This window comes from Bacillus cereus group sp. BceL291 (assembly GCF_051776705.1).
GTDB lineage: Bacteria > Bacillota > Bacilli > Bacillales > Bacillaceae_G > Bacillus_A > Bacillus_A cereus.
Window position 1 is genome coordinate 56,660 of record NZ_JBPWAP010000007.1, and the last position, 17,789, is coordinate 74,448.

The window sequence follows — 17,789 nt, forward strand, 5'->3', positions numbered from 1 at the left end:
AAATACAAGTAAAATCCTCGATCTCTTCAACACAAAAACATTCTTTTTTATAAAATGCTATATTTCTCTTCCAACCAATCTTCTATAACATATTGTCCTGCTATCCCTGAAGGATTTTTAATTTTCTTCCCTTCTTCTTCACTAACCATTTCAAAATCGATTAAAGGACCATCTGCTCTCCCTCGGCTTACAAAATAAGTCCCCTGATCCTTATTCTCAAACACAAAATCTGGAAGATTATACTCCCCCGGATCAAACAATTCCATTGGTAATCCACCAATAATTTTCCAATCACCATCTAACCAACCAGACCAGGCAGTATACGCCGTAAATAATACTTCTTTTTGATTCTTGTAATAGTTTTTAAACTCGCTTATCCGTATTTTTTCATCTGTAAATAAAGAAAAATATTCTATATATGTTTCCCCATCATATGGCCGCGTAACATTTTGGCCTTTCACTAACATGCCGTACCCATACTTATTAATATTTTTAAGATTTATCGCAAAAACTATCCCTGGCTTAAATGATTTTTTGCGACGCTTTTTTAATTTAAACTTACAATCTACTACTTCTTGTTCCTCTAAAGAAAAACTATCACTCTGCATTTCTAATGCATTTTTTAACATTATCTCTAACTCATTTATATTTGGTAATCTGTGAGGCCCTTCATTATATATCTTTTCAATCTCTTGAAAAGCATCCATTAAAATATCAATGCTTTCATCACTTATAATCAATTTATCCCCTTTTATTTCCTCTTTATAAAAAGACATATTTTCTCTCCTTTACTCTCTTATACATATCCCTTGAAGACTCTCTTTTTCTTTCTATCACACTAAAACACGCACCACTTCTTCTAATAATAAACCCAACCATTCATCCAATTTGTTTCAAAACACTCTAATACATTCAGCCTTCTTTCCATAGTACTATTTCAAGATCATACTCATTCTTTAGAAAAGTAAAGCCACTTCTCATAGATGCATCTACTACAATAAGGCTAGAATAAATTAATGATCTTTGAGCATCATCATATCCAATGAAATGTAATACTTCTTTTATATATAACATGAAATCTTCCAACTCTATTTGCACACCAAAGTCCCAATTTTCATGTGCATACCATAGAATAATCTTCTTAGACAATAAACTAGTTAATTCACGTTCAAATTCTTTTATTTCATTGATAACTTGTTCAGCATTTAATTTACTCATAACTTTAATAGGATTCGGTGTTTCATCAATTAAAAAGTTTACTAATGAAGCAATTTTCTTCCCGCTAATAATCTCAAATTCTCTTATAGACGGACATAACATTAAAAACTTTTCTCTAGTAGCCTTTTCCTCGACCTTTTCTCTTAACATTGCTATTTTCTTTAAACGTTCATTCACATTTATCACCTCATACATTCAGTAAATTAACATAATAAAGCGTATCATCCGTTTGAAAATACATAACCGATCCACAGCTATAATAATTAACAAATTGAATCGGCTCTCCAAAATGTTCATAGTACTTTTTCTGAATGTCACTTAATTTATTTTTTCGAAAAAAATTCATTTATGCTCTACAACCCTCTTTCTACTATACAACCTTGTTATTAAAGATAGATTTCTTCTTTCCAACTACTGGATTTAGATTGAACTACTATTAGATTTTCACTTTCCCATTTTAAGGTACCCAAAAATCTTGCATACACCATTTCATTTCCTACTTCTTCCACCAATAGTTGATCTCGAATCTTTAATCCCTTTTCATCATACACTTCACATCGTAGTTGGAAACCTTTAACACGATGAATTCCTTTTAATATCGCTATCCTCTTACGGCTTGGGCTTTTCTTAGGTGTCTTCCCAACTAAAAATATTCCTTCATAGTTTTGCTTCACAATTTCATCTAAAGATTCCTCTATATACCCTTTAACAACAGATGATGAAAGAGTAGAGTTTTCTTCAAGTCCAGGGACAACATATTGGCGTACTAATTTGCAAAACTCTTTGTATTTCTCTTCAACTGAATTTAATGCTAAAAAGTCCATAAAATCATATGGAACATATATACGAATTTCACCCAAAGCTCTATTCACTTCATATGAAATATCAGTGTTTTCGTTAGCTAAACAAAAGACAGTTACTTTTTCAATCTCTCTTAATCCCATCTCAAACTCGCTAACTTTCTTTGAGAAAATTAGCTCAAAAATTCTAATTTCATGTACAAGCAAATAATGTTTTTTAGGACGTTTTTTTTTCCAATCGTAAAACTTTACTTCAAGCAATATAATTCACTCCTTTAAATTTATCACCATGCATCGGGGACCTATGATACCTTTTATTAATTTATTAAACTGTACTCCTTTTTCATTCTATCTTATCTATATTTTTAATATGCTCTACTCACAACGCACACGGTGACATAACAGCCATAAATACATCACTTCTCTCACCTGGTGCTATATACACTCCTTCTGCATCTAAATATTCAATGGAAAAGGCTGCTAGCTCATACGCCATTTCTTGATCGCATTCAAAAAGTGGATTTATAAAAACCTCACTTCCTGTAATCTTTTGTAAATCTTTCAAACAGTTAGACTTACTTCTTGCATAATCAGCCACATTCTCATTAGCCCAAGACCACATCCAACTGTTACTCTTTTCAGACCAAGAACCTATAAAAACAACACTAAATTCAAGTAATACTTGACCATTTTTTTTAAACTGTAATATACATTGATCTTGATCATACCAATACTCATCAAAGTTATAGATATTATAATCTGAAATGAATTTTTGCTGTTTACTTTCTAATTTGTCATAACACATAACAAGATAATTTTCGAATTGTTCATCCGTCATTGCCAATTATCACACGCTCCCTTCCTTCAAGATCTCCGCTACAAACAATATATCTTACTCTCTCAAAACCTATATAAAGTGAAACTTTAATTAGCCCTTACCAATTGGGCTTTTACCAGTAGCCCCCGCCCACATATCATATACGTTTCTATTACTAAGATATCTTAATATATACAAAGAAAGAAGAACTTATATAAGCCCTTCTTTCCGTAAATAGTTTCTTTACTTCGTCTAATTTATTTTATCACGATAAATAAATTCAACATTACACAAATGCACCCCAACCATCTGTATATCCACCAAACTCTTCACCCAGTTTATTCAATTCCTTTTGCATCTCTACAATATCCTCATAAATTAAGAACATTTCTTTAGAACAAGTACACGTCCAATCTTCAAATTCTTCATTATAATCTAATTCACAATTTAAGCCCAGCTCTTGTAGTCTGCCAATTATTTTTTCTCCATTACCTTGATCAGGAATTGCAATAAAGAAATCTACTATATGTTTTTTATTAAAATCTATACCTTGCTTGTATAACATATTTAATACTTGTCCATCTTCATCTTTTGGGAATTTCATTATTTCTCCCCTTTTCTATAGCATATAATAAACCTTCATTTGGAACAAAAAATATTCCATTACTTAAAGTCCTCTTTACCCGTTATTTTTAAGTTTTTTCCATTCTGTATACCTAATATCAATCACTTCTTTTAATTTAAAGTAATTTTCCCAAGTATCTTGCACTTGATATAATGTATCACACTCTAAAAATACATCATCATAATCATCTAAATATAAACCTTTTTCAAAATCAAAATAATCTATTGCAAATTGATTCCCTTCATCATTTAACATGTCATCGCTTAAAACCCCATCCCAGAACATATAAACTTGAGTTCCAGTCATTTTTCTAAGCTTAAATTTATTAATTTCCTCTTCAGTCTCTTCTAAAAATTCATCACTAAATAAATTATTATCAATAATCCAACCTAAGAACATTCCAGTATGTACAAATGCTTGCTCCATCGGTAATTCTTGTGGGAAATCTCCTTCATAATGATATTTAGCTTTATCGTAAATTATTGTTTGGAACAAGATTCTCACTCCTATTTCACATAATATAATTGAGCTCAAATAAATAATTCTTTGATACACTTTTTAAAAAGGTAAGTTGACTAGACTCTGTGGGGTTTTTGCTTCCAAAGGCTAAGTCTATCGCTACTGCTCAAGGTTACAGTGCACCATCATCACTCGCAGGCACTATCTCAAACCGGCTAAAATTCGATATGGGCTTTCCAGTATTATAAAACCTGTAAATAAAAACCCCTATAAGTTACATTCGAAGTTTGTATCTAATCATAAAAACGTCAAATGTTTCCTTCTAGGGGCTACCAATATTTATGATTAATAGAAAATCTAGAGTTTAATGTTTTTCCAACCAGAAAAACCAGATATAAACAATTAACCCCACTATAATCACGAAAATGAATAACTAACCTTGTTTATCCTAGATTCATATTAGAAAGAAAGTTTTCAAATAACTCCAATTCAAATTTATCCCTCGTCTTTAAATACTCTCTCTTTTTCTCAATGATTTGTTCTAATATCTCTTCTTTATTTAATAACAAGGCTAATCCAATAGCATTTTGTGCTCGCGTCCCATCAAATATTGTCCCTATTAATCCAGCCTCATCATCATCTCTTACACATAAATCAAATACATTTTCCATATCTACATACTTATCAATATATGGAATGAAGTATTCCTTAACTTCTTTTAAAATATCCATAGTAACAGGTAAAATATCTTCTTCCTTTTCAACACGCCACCTTTTTTGCTCTCTATAGACTAAATTCCCTAAATCAACTCCAATTGTATAGGTCTCCTTTTTCTCTCTAATTGTTAAACCGTCAGCCCATTGATTTTTCATATTTTCTAATTCATCAAAACGAATTCCCACATCCACCGTCACATCAAAATCTTCTAGGTGATTGATAAAGGCTAAATGTATACCGATTTTTCCTTTATCAAATTTTTTCACCAGGTCTTGTTGTGTAGTTATAGTCTTATAACCGTCTTCTTTTAACTCTTCACCTAGACCTTGCAGTAGCTTTAATTTTAATTCTTTTTTGTTCATATAATTCCTTCCGCTCTCTATTTTGATTTGTCCCACGAGGATTAGATACATGTCCTATCCTATATATAAAGAAAAAAGAGCCTATATTCGCTCTTCCTTCATATACACATTTAACAAATGCATCTTTCTAACCACTAACTTTTCTGGTGATATATTAATAGCCTCTAAAAGCAAACTGAATATACAAGTATGTACCAACACCATAAATAACAAAAGCAACTATAGTAATTAGCCAATTTTCACGAGTTTTTTGTACATACTTCGAACATGCCCAAAAAAGAAGTAAAATAATTAATTGAATTGCAGTCACTTTTGAGACAGCAATTATAGTAGTTTCCGTAACAAATACTACCCATGTCCCGAACAACATCCGAATACAAAAAATAATCGCCCCAATACGTGTTTCAGTATATTGTTTATTTATATTTATAAAAAATATATCTTGCAACATAACAGTTAATGTTAATACAACTACTAAAGCCAAGATAGAAATGAATTCTAAAAATTCTATAAGCACTTTTAGTCTCCCTTTTGACATCATTTTATTATAATTTTCATTAAAGATTCTTACTATCATGTAACTAGGTCTACAAATACCCTCTCATTATCTATACAGTTTTCGCATACATAATATGAAAATAACAGCTAAGAGCATAAATAATAAGTGCAATCATTGTAATATACCACTTTCCTCTGTACTTCTTTACACACTGCATAAGCCCCCAAAGGAAAAGTAATATAATTGATTGAATCACTAAAATATTTAGCGTCCCTAACAGAGTAGCTGTCATAGGGTAAATGATCCATATACTCACCAATGAACGTATAGCCATGACCGTAGCAAAGATTCTCCTATAATGAGACAGTCTTATACTACCTATGCAGTACTCTTGTAAAAATACGATAGATGCTACTAGCATATTTAAAACCAAAATTAATAAATATCCAAAAAACTCTATCAACTCTAAATTCTCCTTCATAAATTTATTTACGATTTCCTATCGCATCAAAAGTTAACAATTCACTCCGAAGTTTTACAAGTTACTTTTTCAAAAATACTAGCTAATATTCCAATAATCATCAAAGAGATTACTATTCATACATTCATTTTATTACTCAAGGACGACCTATTTAAAAATCCAATTTTTTAGCGGACTTGAAATAGTCTTGAAATTTATCATCGATGTCCTCATCTTTACTAAAAAAAAGCGTTACATACGAATCCCAACAAACAATTTCAAGTTTTGCTTGAGGGTGCTGAATATTTGGACTTGGTACCCAGAGCCCTTCATTTCCATTTGCATAGGGTTCTACAAGCAAATTATTAATATCAATGTTTATAGACTTATCAAACGCAGATAGTACACCCCAAATAAATTGAGGATTATATTTCTTTACGAGATTTGAAAGATCTTCACCTGCTATCCAAACTATTGGATGCGACATTTTAGGATAATCTCGGATAAGTTTCTCTTCCTGATGTGCGACATTCTCCATGTCTGTTATAAGCCAATTAAACTCTTTTTCCCTACCTTGAAATGAGTCAAAAACGGAAGCTAAAACTGTATATTTAGATCCATGTAAAATGAAGTTCATCCAATCCCTCCAATTAGTAACAATCGATAAGTTAGCCTTCTTGAACTTATTATGTGTAGATAATTAAACAAATACCAATGAATACTGTTACTATACACAATATAATAGTTGTTGCAGTATCTAGCAAAATGCTTACGACTAGGAAAATTATTGATTTAAGAGCAAAAGAAGGCCCTTTTTCTTTCCATTGACGATAGATTTGCATCATTGCATAAATTAATGGAATCATACCACCTATAATCAGAATAATCCCTATTATTTTCCCCATGTTTCCCCTCCTTTTAAAGATTCGAATCAATAAATATACTATATAATCATACACCCTCAAAATATATCCTTATATTTTTGAAGTTATTTTACACATACAAAACCCTCTAATCATAGCTACACTCGTATTAAGCGCATTGTTAAAAGTTATATAATCTTTCATTCTGTAATTAATGGAACTTTCCATCTGCTAAAAACGTTGCCATACAGCTTAACATCTTCTAAGGTATTAAATTTCCTAAGATATCAATTAGCTCTTCTAATGCTCTTCCCAAATCGTTTATATTGTCTCGTTTATCAAAACCTTTCTCCATTAATTCATCTGCTATAATATCTCTCAATTTATTTATTTTTTCAGTTTCTATCATACTTAAGTCTTCATAAACATTTAACCACAGTAAATGTTTATTTTGTGATTCTAATGTCTGTTTCAATAAAATGTGCATCTCTTTATTTAATTTAAACAACCTTATTTTTTCCTTTCCTTATGTATTTTGAACCTTTAGCAAAAGTTGTAATTACTTTACCTTTTTTATTTAAAACTACTACAGCCTGTTTACTAGTATATTTAGTTCTACCGCACTTTTTCGCCAGTTTTAACAGCATTTAAAATCACCTTAGATGATACTCCTACAGCTTTATTACTACCTCTTACTATAACAGCCTTTATTGCTTGTTTACCTGCACTTTTCAGCACACTTTGCATCGCTTTTCGATTTCCAACTTTTACTTGGGATGCCTTTACCGTAGATTTTGTTTTAGATTGTTTCCACTCTTTAGATGCTCCCGTTATAAACGATCCCAATTTACTAACAAAATTCCCTCCACCCATAAAATTAAAACTATAGCTCTCTGCCCAACCCTTTATTCCCGCTTTTACTCCCCTAGAGTTTGCATAAGCTGTTCTGTCATCATAAACCCACAATTGTGTCGTCCCCCAAGGACGATATACACAATGCCCATCCGGATCCACCGATAAGAACACACCATGTTCTGGATTATAGTACCTCGCAATCAATTAATACATGCCAATTTCTTTATCATACATGTATCCCGCATATCCAAATGGATTGTCTGCTGCTATTCCTTTTGCGTCGCCCTTAGGACATTTCCCTAAGCATCATATTCATAGTTTGCTACCACTTGTCCATTTTGATCTGTCATCGCTACTACATCGCCACGTGCATCGTAGTGGTAGAATAATAAGACTAATTTATATCTTATATAAACAAAGGCGAAGCCTTCCGAGAGACTCCGCCTTTTCAATGTACAATGAACTTCAACAATTACTAGCTATTACCTAAACATTGTTCTGTTTATGCTTTTTTCAAACCTTACCACCGAACTTATTCTATTACTTGTGTTTCCCAGCCATCATAACTAGTACATGTTCCACTATATAAAATCGCTAACTCAGCCATTTGCTTTGTTTCTTCCCAAACATTTTCTTTTGTTGGTATACAATTTTTCCCCACTATAAATACATAGTAACGTAACCCATCTTCTGAAAGTTGTTCAGATGGTTCATAAATATCATAACCTTTTACATGTAGTACCTCTGCAATTTTCTCTGCAGTCTCTATTGTATCTACTAAAAAGTAATGTTCTAGGTAATGTACCTTTGTTAAATTAGATCCTGCGTTCTTCAAAGCAGTTAGCGTTGCTATGTCCTGTTTTTCTCGTTCCTGTTTTTCATGAATTGTTTCTAACATTATAAATCTCCTTCAGACCAATTTATAGTGTATTTCTTCGACAAACCCATGTTTCTTTTCTAATTTGTCTTTTGCCTGTTAAATATTTCACTTTATATATTTTCATTTAGTTACAAAATTCATTTGATTTTATTTCTAAATTCTTCTTGCACTTTTTTAAATTTCTGCTCATATTTTCTTATTTTTTCTACATCTTTCTTCGAATTAAGGCAAGGTCTTTTTCTACCAGTCATCATTATATCTTTTCCTTCTGTGGACTCCATGCGTACATACGGTTTAAAAAATTTACATTCTGTATTTTGTAATACGACCGATAATTTAGCGTATTCTTCCATAGGGAATTGGTTAGATATATTCAATTTCTTAAGCCTTTTCAAATTCATTAATGGCTCTAAAGAATGATCTTGAACTTTAATATTCATTAAAGTTAGCTCATTTAATCGTACTAAGTCACCAATTGGCTCCAACGTTTTTACATTAAGTGCTTTTGTTATCCCGCCGCCTAAATAAAGACCTCCTAAGTTTCCTCCATCTTTTATTGGTGTTAAATCTTCTAATTTCGAGAAGTCTTCTATTAATAGATAAGTAAGATTTTTATTATAACTAAAATTCCACAAATCAGTATTTTTAGTATTCCAACACAAATATACTTCCCTAAGATTAGACATCATCTGTAGAATCGATAAATTTTCTACTCTCATTTTATAAACATATAGTAATTCAGGATTAACATGCGTCATAATATTATCAAATTGCTCCTGATTCACTGCAAAAACCCATAATTCCTTAATTTTCAACTTACCTAAAAGTTCTATATTCTTTGTTTCACCATCAACAGATAACTTTTGTACATCAGTATTAACTCCAACTAAATCTCTAGTAACCTTAGGTTGTTTACCTAATGGAAACATATAATCTCCTCCAAATACTAGTTAGTTTAAAAGTGACAATAATTCAACATCAATGAAAATAAATCATTTTGCCCCACTCTATTAAAAATGAAATGTTCACTTACTTCCACTTTTTATATTTTGTACGACTTTGCTGCATATAAGATTTATATTTTTTATTCTTTTTACCTATGGGGCTAATTCTATTTCTTAACTCTTTTTGGCCACCATATTTTAGATAGAATCGGTGTTCCATCCCTCTGGCCTCAGAATAACTTAAATTGCGCCTTACACGTGTAAATTTCAAGTCAGGATGTACTGCTCTATGCGCTATTTTCCTAGCAGCTGGACTAATCGTTCTCCCAACGTACTCCACTTTACCTGCACTATTTTTCAAAACATAAACAGTATGTTTTGCAGCTTTAATCCTTGAGCCGCCAACAAACCCAATAGCGCCTGCCGCTACTACCCCTTTCCAATTCTTACCTGATTTATACGCTCCATATCCATCATAAAGCGCAAAACCAGCATTAACAACTAACCAAGCAGCATGCCCATCTGGATCCGTCATCATCGCCGGAGTATTATCCGCATACGTATACCCATTCATCGTAACCGGATCATCCTCATCGCCCGGATCAGGATCCACCGATAAGAACACACCATGCTCTGGATTATAATAACGCGCAATTAGATAATACATACCAATTTCTTTATCATACATGTATCCCGCATATCCAAATGGATTATCTGCGGCGATACCTTTCGTATCACTCTTTATTACATTGCCCCACGAATCATATTCATACGTTGCTACAACTTCTCTATTTTGATCTGTCATCGCAACGACATCACCACGAGGGTTGTAGTGATAGTATAACGTTTGTCCTTTTGATTTCATCGCTAGGCGCGTACCACTTGTTGAGTATACATATTGACGAAGTACAGTTCCACTACCATCCGTCTCATATAACGGATTAATGCTGTCTCCATCATAGAAGTAGCGTGTTACTTGACCATTCACACTCTTTTCAATACGACGATTATCCTCATCATACTTATAAATTGCGAAGGCATTGCTCTCACCTTGTTTTGTAATAGATACAAGTTGGTCATCTTCATTCCATGTATATTTATACTTTCCATCAGACGTACGATTACCATTCGCATCATACGTTAACGATTCATTTCCGAATTTTACAAGCTGATTTCCTTCATTGAATGTTGTTGCTATAGACTTTGTTTCTTTTCCATTCTCTACAACTTTCACACTTGTACGGTTTCCAAATCCATCATATGTGTATGATTTAATTGTTCCGTTTGGTAATGCCTCGTTTAATAGTTGGTTAATCGGGTCATATACAAAGTTTGTTTCTGTTACTTTTCCGCCCGCACCTTCATGTTTAATCTTCGTATTGAAGTTTAAAGATAAATACATTTAACAATTGATAAAATAAGACAAGGGCTTTTTTGGAATCATCGGTTAAACTTGCAATTTAGTTGAAGAAGGCACAAACTGATGATGCGGAAAAACGTAGTATATAGAAGACTATGTAAGGAGTTTGTCATATGATTGATAACAGAATTCCGAAAGATTATGACCATGAAATAGATGATTCTTTAAAAGAAATTACAGATACAACCATCTTACTTAATTTTCAAAAAGCGATTGTAAGTTTATATCCTCATCTAATACCAATTCATGCTTTTGCCTATGACGCATGGGATGATATTGTAATGCCATTGTTTTATGAAATGGTATATAAAACCTTTGCTTTTAAATACGGGATAGATATTAACTTTAAAGAAACTCATACCTATATGTTTTCGCTTAATAGTTATAAAGGGATACATCACATCGAGTGTGTTCCAAAGTGCACGACATTTAAGATTTATATTAACGAAGAATGGATTGAAATGAATAATAAAAGTTTGAAAGAAAATGTATTTGTATTTAAGTCATTTGGGGATGGATTGCATTTTCTAACTGGTGGAATTGAAATTGCAGATGCTTATCGTGTAGGATTTGACCTTGTTGAGGTTGATATTGTTTCTACCATAACAGGTCTTCCATCTAAAACAAGTATTTTTATTGATAAAGAGCATGTAGACTTTGTGTTTGTTGCAGAAACATATGATACAAATATCCAAAATTAAAAATTTTATGTAAGAAAGTAGGAAGAATATCTTCATTACTACTCATATCAAATAGTTGTTCGAACACGCTCCGCTATTATATATACAAACTTCCTACTACATTTCATATGAGAAAAAGTTATTACGATAAACAAAGAAAAGGTCTCCTAAAAGATATTTTAGGAGACCTTTTCTTATTAATAGATTTTGTAATTTAAGAGTGAACACTCTTAAATTACAAAATCCTCCGGAATAAACACTTTCACTTCTTTCGGCTGTACGTATACGAAATCACCCGCTTGAATGTTCAGCTGTTTGAACTGTTCTTTCGTAATTTCTGCTTCTAAATATTCATCTGTTTCGTCTCGTTTTAATTCTACATATACGACAGGTCCGACTGCGTGAGAATAAGATACTTTTGCGGGGATTGCATCTATGCTTTGTTTCGTACGAGAGATTGATAAGTCATGCGGCCTTACGTAGGCTATTCCGTCTACGTTGGAAACGTGCTTATGCTCTGGTGCTTCTAGTTCGACCGATCCTACATTTAGCTTTCCTTTATGAACGCGGCCGTGAAATAAATTTACATTTCCTAAAAAGTCATATACAAACGGACTTGCTGGGTTTTCATATACTTCTTCCGGTGTTCCCATTTGTTCAATGCAACCCTCATTCATTACAACGATGCGGTCTGCAACGTCTAACGCTTCTTCTTGATCATGTGTTACGAATACGCTCGTAATTTGAAATTCGTCATGTAATTTTCGGAGCCATCTGCGTAATTCTTTTCTCACCTTTGCATCAAGTGCACCGAACGGTTCATCGAGTAATAAAATTTTCGGTTCGACTGCAAGTGCCCGGGCTAGTGCAATACGTTGACGTTGTCCACCAGATAATTGCGCTGGATAACGTTTAGCAAAGCCATCCATTTTTACGAGCTTTAATAATTCTGTTACCATTTCTTCTATCGCTTCTGCTGACGGTCTTAAGCTTTTCTTTCTTACTTTTAAACCGAAAGCGACATTCTCAAATACATTCATATGCTTAAAGAGCGCATAGTGCTGAAAGACGAAACCGACTTGCCTGTTTTTCACGTGAATGTCTGTTAAATCTTCTCCATCAAATGAAACAGAGCCTCCATCCGCTTCTTCTAATCCTGCAATAATGCGTAATAACGTCGTTTTCCCAGAACCTGACGGGCCTAATAAGGCAACAAGTTCACCTTTTGGAATATCCAAATGAATGTCTGTTAGTGCTTGAAATGTACCATATTGCTTTGATACACCTTGAATTTGAATACTCACCGTAATCCCCCTTATTGTCGTTTTTCCATTCGCCATTCAATCCAGTTTTTTATAACGAGTGTAAACACTGCAATTAATGACATTAACGTCGCTACTGCAAATGCTGCTGAAAATTGATATTCATTGTACAAAATTTCAATATGGAGCGGCATCGTGTTCGTAATGCCACGCACGTGACCTGATACGACAGAAACGGCTCCAAACTCACCGATAGCACGGGCATTACATAGAATCATGCCGTATAAAAGACCCCATTTTATATTTGGAAGCGTAACGCGCCAAAACATTTTCCAGCCACTTGCGCCAAGTGATAAAGCTGCCTCTTCTTCACTTTTCCCTTGCGCCTGCATAACCGGAATTAATTCACGTGCAACGAACGGGAAGGTTACAAAGATTGTTGCGATAATAATACCTGGTACAGAGAAAATGATTTTCACTCCATGTTCAAGTAACCATTCGCCAAGAGCACCCCTCGGTGTGAAAAGTAAAACGAATACTAATCCTGCGATAACTGGTGACACAGCAAACGGCAGTTCAATAAGAGAGAGTAATACTTGTTTTCCTTTAAACTGAAACTTTGTAATAAGCCATGCCGCTGCGATTCCGAATACCGTATTCAGCGGTACAACGATTAACGTAACGAGAAGCGTTAACCTAATTGCTGAAAATGCTTCTTGATCTGTAATAGCAGCAATGTATACATCCATCCCTCTTTCAAAGGCTTTTAGAAAAATAGTTATGAGTGGCAGTAATAGAAAGAGAGATAAAAATAAAACTGTAATCGTAATTAATATGCCTGGTACAAGCTTAGATTCTTTTTTAGCTGATACGCTTTTTACTATTTTCTTTTCTAATAATGTTGGTTCCATTTTCTCTCCTCCTATTCACTTTTTAGTTCATGCCTTCTACTCCAGCTTTGAATCATATTAATAAGAAGAAGGAAAAGGAGGGAAATAATAAGCATCACGGTCGCTACAGCTGTTGCCCCCGCGTAATCATATTGTTCTAGTTTCGTCATAATCATCAGTGGTGCAATTTCTGTTTTCATCGGCATATTACCTGCGATGAAAACGACAGATCCGTATTCTCCTAATGCTCTTGCAAATGCGAGTGAAAAACCGGCAAGAAGAGCGGGAAAGATTTCTGGTAAAATGATTTTCACAAATATTTGTAAGTGGGATGCACCTAAACTCGAAGCTGCCTCTTCTACTTCTTTATCAATATTTTGCAGCACTGGTTGCACCATTCGAACGACAAATGGTAAACCGATAAAAGTAAGCGCAACGATAATTCCGAGTGGTGTAAAAGCTACTTTTATATGAAACAGACTAAATATTTTCCCAATCCATCCATTTTCCGCATAAAGCGTTGTAAGTGTAATACCAGCTACAGCTGTCGGAAGTGCAAACGGTAAATCAATGAGTCCATCTAATAGTCTTTTTCCTGGAAATTTGTAGCGTACGAGCACCCATGCTATTAATAAACCGAAAATGGCATTTACAATAGCAGCTGCAAATGAAGTTGTAAAACTAACTTGATAGGAATGCAACACACGCTCGTTCGTTATAACCCCAGCGAACTTCTTCCAACCTAACTGTGAAGTTTGAATAAATACGATAGAAAGTGGTATAAGTACGAATAAACTCATGTACAACATTGTAAATCCAAGCGATAATCCAAACCCTGGTAAAACACGTTTCTTCCTCATCCTCTTTCACCTCATCCCCCTTTAGCAGTACGCATTATTTTTGATAAATTTTATCGAATACGCCGCCGTCATTAAAGTGTTTCTCCTGCGCTTTTTTCCAGCCACCAAATAGTTCATCTACTGTAAATAATTGAACTTTCGGAAATTGAGATGTATATTTTTCTGCTACTTTTTCATTACGTGGACGATAAAAGTTTTTTGCCGCAATTTCCTGTCCTTTTTCTGAGTACAAATATTCAAGATACCCTTCTGCTACTTTTTTCGTTCCTTTTTTATCAACGACTTTATCTACAACCGCTACTGGTGGTTCTGCAAGTACACTAATAGAAGGGGTTACAATTTCAAATTTATCTTTTCCAAGCTCTTTTTGGGATAATAACGCTTCATTTTCCCATGCGATTAATACGTCACCAATTCCTTTTTCAACAAATGTTGTCGTTGCTCCGCGCGCTCCTGAATCTAATACTTCTACGTTTTTATAAATTTGGCTAACAAACTCTTTCGCCTTATCTTCACTATTATTATATTTTTTCAGTGCGTATCCCCACGCCGCTAAATAGTTCCAACGTGCCCCGCCTGATGTTTTTGGGTTTGGTGTAATGACAGACACACCTTTTTTCGTTAAATCATCCCAGTCTTTAATACCTTTCGGGTTTCCTTTTCGAACAAGAAATACAATTGTTGACGTGTATGGAGTGGAATTATTCGCAAGTCGCTTCTGCCAATCTTCTGCTAATTGTTTTTTCTTACTAATCGCATCAATATCATAAGCAAGTGCTAGTGTAACAACGTCTGCTTCTAAGCCATCAATAACAGAGCGCGCTTGACTTCCAGATCCCCCGTGTGATTGTTTTACATTTACTGTTTGCCCGTGCTTCTCTTTCCAATACTTCGCAAAATCTTTATTGAAATCTTGATATAACTCCCTCGTTGGATCATAAGAAACATTTAAAAGCTCAACTGTTTTTTTATCTCCACTTCCTTCAGAATTACTAGTGGATGTTGCCGAACCACACCCTGATAAAAGTACAACTGCTGATAATAAAACACCTGTACTTTTCATAAACGCTGTCTTACCCCACTTTTTCATCGTTAAGCCCCCTTAGTTTATACAATAGAAAAAGGCACACAATATATTCACAAATGTGAACATTGTGCGCCTTCAGTTTATCTGATTAGCTTCTAATGTATTCTATTCGATTTCTTTTCATTTTAATTCTGTAATTCACATGTGTCAACTTGGAATTTGAATTTTCTTATTAAACTAAAATATTGGCATACGTTGAGCCCAATGATTTTTCAAATCAGCAAATTCTTTTGGTAACTTACTATTTTCATTCCATTCTAATTTATATGCATTTACTAACACCGTAGCCATTGATTCACAGTCCACTACTCCATTTTGATTAAAATTACCGTTCTTATCACTTTCAGAGTTCATCCATAATTTCACAAATAAGATATTGCACCCGACGTAAGCGTTAATTTCTTCTGATCTACGTATGTCCCCTCCTTGTTGGTCATATACAGGTTTAAATATATGGCACCACCGCTTAATCAATACAAAAAAAATGAGGCAACCACCTCCAAAGATGGTTGCCTCATTTTTACACTTGCATCGCTTTCTCTCTCAATGCTCTTCTTAACAACTTACCCGTCGTATTCTTCGGCAATTCTATTAAAAACTCAATGCTTTTCGGCACTTTATATTTCGCTAAATGTAACGTACAGTAATGCATTAGTTCTTCTTCTGTTACGTTTGCTTGCTTCAAAACGACGTACGCTCGCACAGCTTCTCCTAAGTTTTCATCAGGAACACCGATTACGACAACTTCCGCTACTGATTCGTGCGTATATAATACTTCTTCTACTTCACGAGGGTATACGTTATAACCGCCAACTAAGACGATATCTTTTTTACGATCCACGATATAGAAGTAACCTTCTTCATCCATTTTCGCCAAGTCACCTGTATATAGCCAGCCGTCTTTCAATGTCGCAGCTGTATCTTCTGGTGCATTATAGTATCCTTTCATAACGTTAGGTCCGCGAACAATTAATTCACCGACTGCGCCGACAGGTACTTCTTCCCCAAGTTCATTTACAATTTTATTTTCTACATGCCAAATATTTGTGCCAATTGATCCTGGTTTCCGAGGACGATCTAGCGGATTGAAACAAGTAACTGGTGATGCTTCTGATAAACCGTATCCTTCTGAAACAATAACGTTAAAACGTTTTTCAAAGTTTTGCAGAAGAGCAACAGGCATCGATGCACCACCGGAAATACAAAGGCGAAGCGTCTTCACATCTTCTGCGCTTGCTTCTTCAAATAAATATAAATAATTGTACATCGTCGGTACGCCAGCAAAGATCGTTGGTTCGTACGTGCGACAAATACGGAATACTTCTTTCGGACTAAATTTCGGTAACATTAAAATCGTTGCCCCGTTCACAATCGGTGCATTTACCGCAACTGTTAAACAGAATACATGGAACATAGGCAGTGCCGCAACAACGCGGTCATCAGCCGTATATTGTAAATACGACGCCACATCGTTCGCATTACTATATAAATTTTTATGTGTTAACATAGCGCCTTTCGGTTTTCCAGTTGTGCCCGATGTGTATAGAATAACCGCTACATCTTCTTCATCTAGTTCAGGACCTTCGTAAGTTGTATCTCCAGTCCCCACAAAACTAGTAAACGTTTTCATTTTTTCGGTTTCTGTATGGTTAAAATCTGATGAGGTTTCGCATATGATGATGTTTTCTAATGAAGGAAGTCTTGTTGTAAGAGATTGTATAACAGGTAGAAGGACGTCGAGTACGATGATTGTTTTTACATCTCCATTTTGTAAAATATAATGCATTTCGTCTGCTGTATAAATTGGATTAACTGGAATAACAGTTGCTCCGGCTTTCATTGTTCCGTATAAACCGACCAAAAAATGTGGTGAGTTCCCAACAACTAATGCGACATTGTCCCCTTTTCCAATGCCCATTTCTGCTAAATTGCTAGAAAACCTTGTGACCATTTTGTTTAATTGGTCATATGAGACCGACTGATCCATAAATATATAAGCCGGTTTTTCCCCCTTCTTTTTTGCCGTTTCAGCCAAAGATTGAACGAGATTCACAAAAACCCCACCTTTATAAAATTTAGAATATTTAAAAA

The 17,789-nt window shown here is 34.2% G+C and carries 23 protein-coding genes and 3 pseudogenes; 2 read left to right on the forward strand and 24 right to left on the reverse strand.

Features of this window, described 5'->3' with window-relative positions:
• Nucleotides 1-47: 47 nt before the first annotated feature.
• The 15 genes and pseudogenes from ACS2CR_RS07650 to ACS2CR_RS07720 all read right to left on the reverse strand — a co-directional run.
• Nucleotides 48-776 carry an Imm26 family immunity protein gene (locus ACS2CR_RS07650; protein WP_000011705.1) on the reverse strand — a complete coding sequence of 243 codons (729 nt, stop codon included), beginning with the start codon at nt 774-776 and terminating at the stop codon, nt 48-50.
• Nucleotides 777-912: 136 nt separating this feature from the next.
• Entirely contained in the window at nt 913-1,395 is a 483-nt protein-coding gene (locus ACS2CR_RS07655; protein ID WP_309567659.1) for a YxiF family protein, read from the reverse strand.
• 10 nt (nt 1,396-1,405) lie between these two features.
• On the reverse strand, nt 1,406-1,564 hold the full coding sequence (locus ACS2CR_RS07660) for a hypothetical protein (protein WP_001008989.1): 159 nt from the start codon (nt 1,562-1,564) through the stop codon (nt 1,406-1,408).
• 40 nt (nt 1,565-1,604) lie between these two features.
• Nucleotides 1,605-2,279, reverse strand: coding sequence for a hypothetical protein (locus ACS2CR_RS07665; RefSeq protein WP_000895167.1), 675 nt, complete (start codon nt 2,277-2,279; stop codon nt 1,605-1,607).
• A gap of 118 nt (nt 2,280-2,397) precedes the next feature.
• A complete protein-coding gene (locus ACS2CR_RS07670; RefSeq protein WP_001251759.1) occupies nt 2,398-2,862 on the reverse strand; it encodes a DUF6882 domain-containing protein in 465 nt (154 codons plus the stop codon).
• 259 nt (nt 2,863-3,121) lie between these two features.
• A complete protein-coding gene (locus ACS2CR_RS07675) occupies nt 3,122-3,439 on the reverse strand; it encodes a ribonuclease E inhibitor RraB (protein ID WP_000671650.1) in 318 nt (105 codons plus the stop codon).
• Between the two features lie 75 nt (nt 3,440-3,514).
• Nucleotides 3,515-3,955, reverse strand: a complete 441-nt coding sequence (locus ACS2CR_RS07680; RefSeq protein ID WP_000487868.1) for a DUF7832 domain-containing protein — start codon at nt 3,953-3,955, stop codon at nt 3,515-3,517.
• A gap of 407 nt (nt 3,956-4,362) precedes the next feature.
• Complete coding sequence (locus ACS2CR_RS07685) at nt 4,363-4,998, reverse strand: hypothetical protein (RefSeq protein WP_001034376.1); 636 nt, start codon at nt 4,996-4,998, stop codon at nt 4,363-4,365.
• A gap of 154 nt (nt 4,999-5,152) precedes the next feature.
• Nucleotides 5,153-5,515, reverse strand: a complete 363-nt coding sequence (locus ACS2CR_RS07690) for a hypothetical protein (protein WP_000904358.1) — start codon at nt 5,513-5,515, stop codon at nt 5,153-5,155.
• A 91-nt stretch (nt 5,516-5,606) separates the two neighbouring features.
• Nucleotides 5,607-5,960 carry a hypothetical protein gene (locus tag ACS2CR_RS07695; RefSeq protein ID WP_000569001.1) on the reverse strand — a complete coding sequence of 118 codons (354 nt, stop codon included), beginning with the start codon at nt 5,958-5,960 and terminating at the stop codon, nt 5,607-5,609.
• A gap of 169 nt (nt 5,961-6,129) precedes the next feature.
• A complete protein-coding gene (locus tag ACS2CR_RS07700) occupies nt 6,130-6,594 on the reverse strand; it encodes a hypothetical protein (protein WP_001009372.1) in 465 nt (154 codons plus the stop codon).
• A 49-nt stretch (nt 6,595-6,643) separates the two neighbouring features.
• Nucleotides 6,644-6,862, reverse strand: coding sequence for a hypothetical protein (locus tag ACS2CR_RS07705; RefSeq protein WP_000516160.1), 219 nt, complete (start codon nt 6,860-6,862; stop codon nt 6,644-6,646).
• 220 nt (nt 6,863-7,082) lie between these two features.
• On the reverse strand, nt 7,083-7,328 hold the full coding sequence (locus ACS2CR_RS07710; protein ID WP_053513592.1) for a hypothetical protein: 246 nt from the start codon (nt 7,326-7,328) through the stop codon (nt 7,083-7,085).
• Nucleotides 7,329-7,435: 107 nt separating this feature from the next.
• Nucleotides 7,436-7,879 (reverse strand): hypothetical protein, encoded by a 444-nt coding sequence (locus ACS2CR_RS07715; protein ID WP_162230564.1) that lies wholly within the window; start codon nt 7,877-7,879, stop codon nt 7,436-7,438.
• Between the two features lie 3 nt (nt 7,880-7,882).
• A pseudogene (locus ACS2CR_RS07720) lies at nt 7,883-8,064 on the reverse strand (RHS repeat-associated core domain-containing protein); the annotation flags it as partial.
• 8 nt (nt 8,065-8,072) lie between these two features.
• Between ACS2CR_RS07720 and ACS2CR_RS07725 the strand changes: the two are divergent.
• Nucleotides 8,073-8,165 (forward strand): annotated as a pseudogene (locus ACS2CR_RS07725) (IS6 family transposase); the annotation flags it as partial.
• A 42-nt stretch (nt 8,166-8,207) separates the two neighbouring features.
• On the opposite strand, the gene ACS2CR_RS07730 reads toward ACS2CR_RS07725, so the two are convergent.
• The 3 genes and pseudogenes from ACS2CR_RS07730 to ACS2CR_RS07740 all read right to left on the reverse strand — a co-directional run.
• Nucleotides 8,208-8,573, reverse strand: a complete 366-nt coding sequence (locus tag ACS2CR_RS07730) for a ribonuclease E inhibitor RraB (RefSeq protein WP_053513590.1) — start codon at nt 8,571-8,573, stop codon at nt 8,208-8,210.
• Nucleotides 8,574-8,692: 119 nt separating this feature from the next.
• A complete protein-coding gene (locus ACS2CR_RS07735) occupies nt 8,693-9,484 on the reverse strand; it encodes a hypothetical protein (RefSeq protein WP_053513588.1) in 792 nt (263 codons plus the stop codon).
• A gap of 100 nt (nt 9,485-9,584) precedes the next feature.
• Nucleotides 9,585-10,877, reverse strand: a pseudogene (locus ACS2CR_RS07740) (RHS repeat domain-containing protein); the annotation flags it as partial.
• Between the two features lie 155 nt (nt 10,878-11,032).
• Here ACS2CR_RS07740 and ACS2CR_RS07745 point away from each other — a divergent pair.
• Complete coding sequence (locus ACS2CR_RS07745; protein ID WP_053513585.1) at nt 11,033-11,620, forward strand: hypothetical protein; 588 nt, start codon at nt 11,033-11,035, stop codon at nt 11,618-11,620.
• 209 nt (nt 11,621-11,829) lie between these two features.
• On the opposite strand, the gene ACS2CR_RS07750 is transcribed toward ACS2CR_RS07745, so the two are convergent.
• The 6 genes from ACS2CR_RS07750 to ACS2CR_RS07775 all read right to left on the reverse strand — a co-directional run bounded on the left by ACS2CR_RS07750 (nt 11,830) and on the right by ACS2CR_RS07775 (nt 17,751).
• On the reverse strand, nt 11,830-12,903 hold the full coding sequence (locus tag ACS2CR_RS07750; protein WP_053513583.1) for a sulfate/molybdate ABC transporter ATP-binding protein: 1,074 nt from the start codon (nt 12,901-12,903) through the stop codon (nt 11,830-11,832).
• An 11-nt stretch (nt 12,904-12,914) separates the two neighbouring features.
• Nucleotides 12,915-13,772 carry a sulfate ABC transporter permease subunit CysW gene (gene cysW, locus ACS2CR_RS07755; protein ID WP_000433827.1) on the reverse strand — a complete coding sequence of 286 codons (858 nt, stop codon included), beginning with the start codon at nt 13,770-13,772 and terminating at the stop codon, nt 12,915-12,917.
• A gap of 11 nt (nt 13,773-13,783) precedes the next feature.
• Nucleotides 13,784-14,611, reverse strand: coding sequence for a sulfate ABC transporter permease subunit CysT (gene cysT, locus ACS2CR_RS07760; RefSeq protein ID WP_053513581.1), 828 nt, complete (start codon nt 14,609-14,611; stop codon nt 13,784-13,786).
• 34 nt (nt 14,612-14,645) lie between these two features.
• Nucleotides 14,646-15,701, reverse strand: coding sequence for a sulfate ABC transporter substrate-binding protein (locus ACS2CR_RS07765; protein ID WP_000758703.1), 1,056 nt, complete (start codon nt 15,699-15,701; stop codon nt 14,646-14,648).
• A gap of 174 nt (nt 15,702-15,875) precedes the next feature.
• The gene (locus tag ACS2CR_RS07770) at nt 15,876-16,052 is read right to left on the reverse strand and encodes a hypothetical protein (RefSeq protein WP_001999272.1); all 177 of its coding nucleotides are present in this window, start codon (nt 16,050-16,052) and stop codon (nt 15,876-15,878) included.
• Nucleotides 16,053-16,218: 166 nt separating this feature from the next.
• Complete coding sequence (locus ACS2CR_RS07775; RefSeq protein ID WP_001055200.1) at nt 16,219-17,751, reverse strand: fatty acid--CoA ligase family protein; 1,533 nt, start codon at nt 17,749-17,751, stop codon at nt 16,219-16,221.
• Nucleotides 17,752-17,789 lie beyond the last annotated feature (38 nt).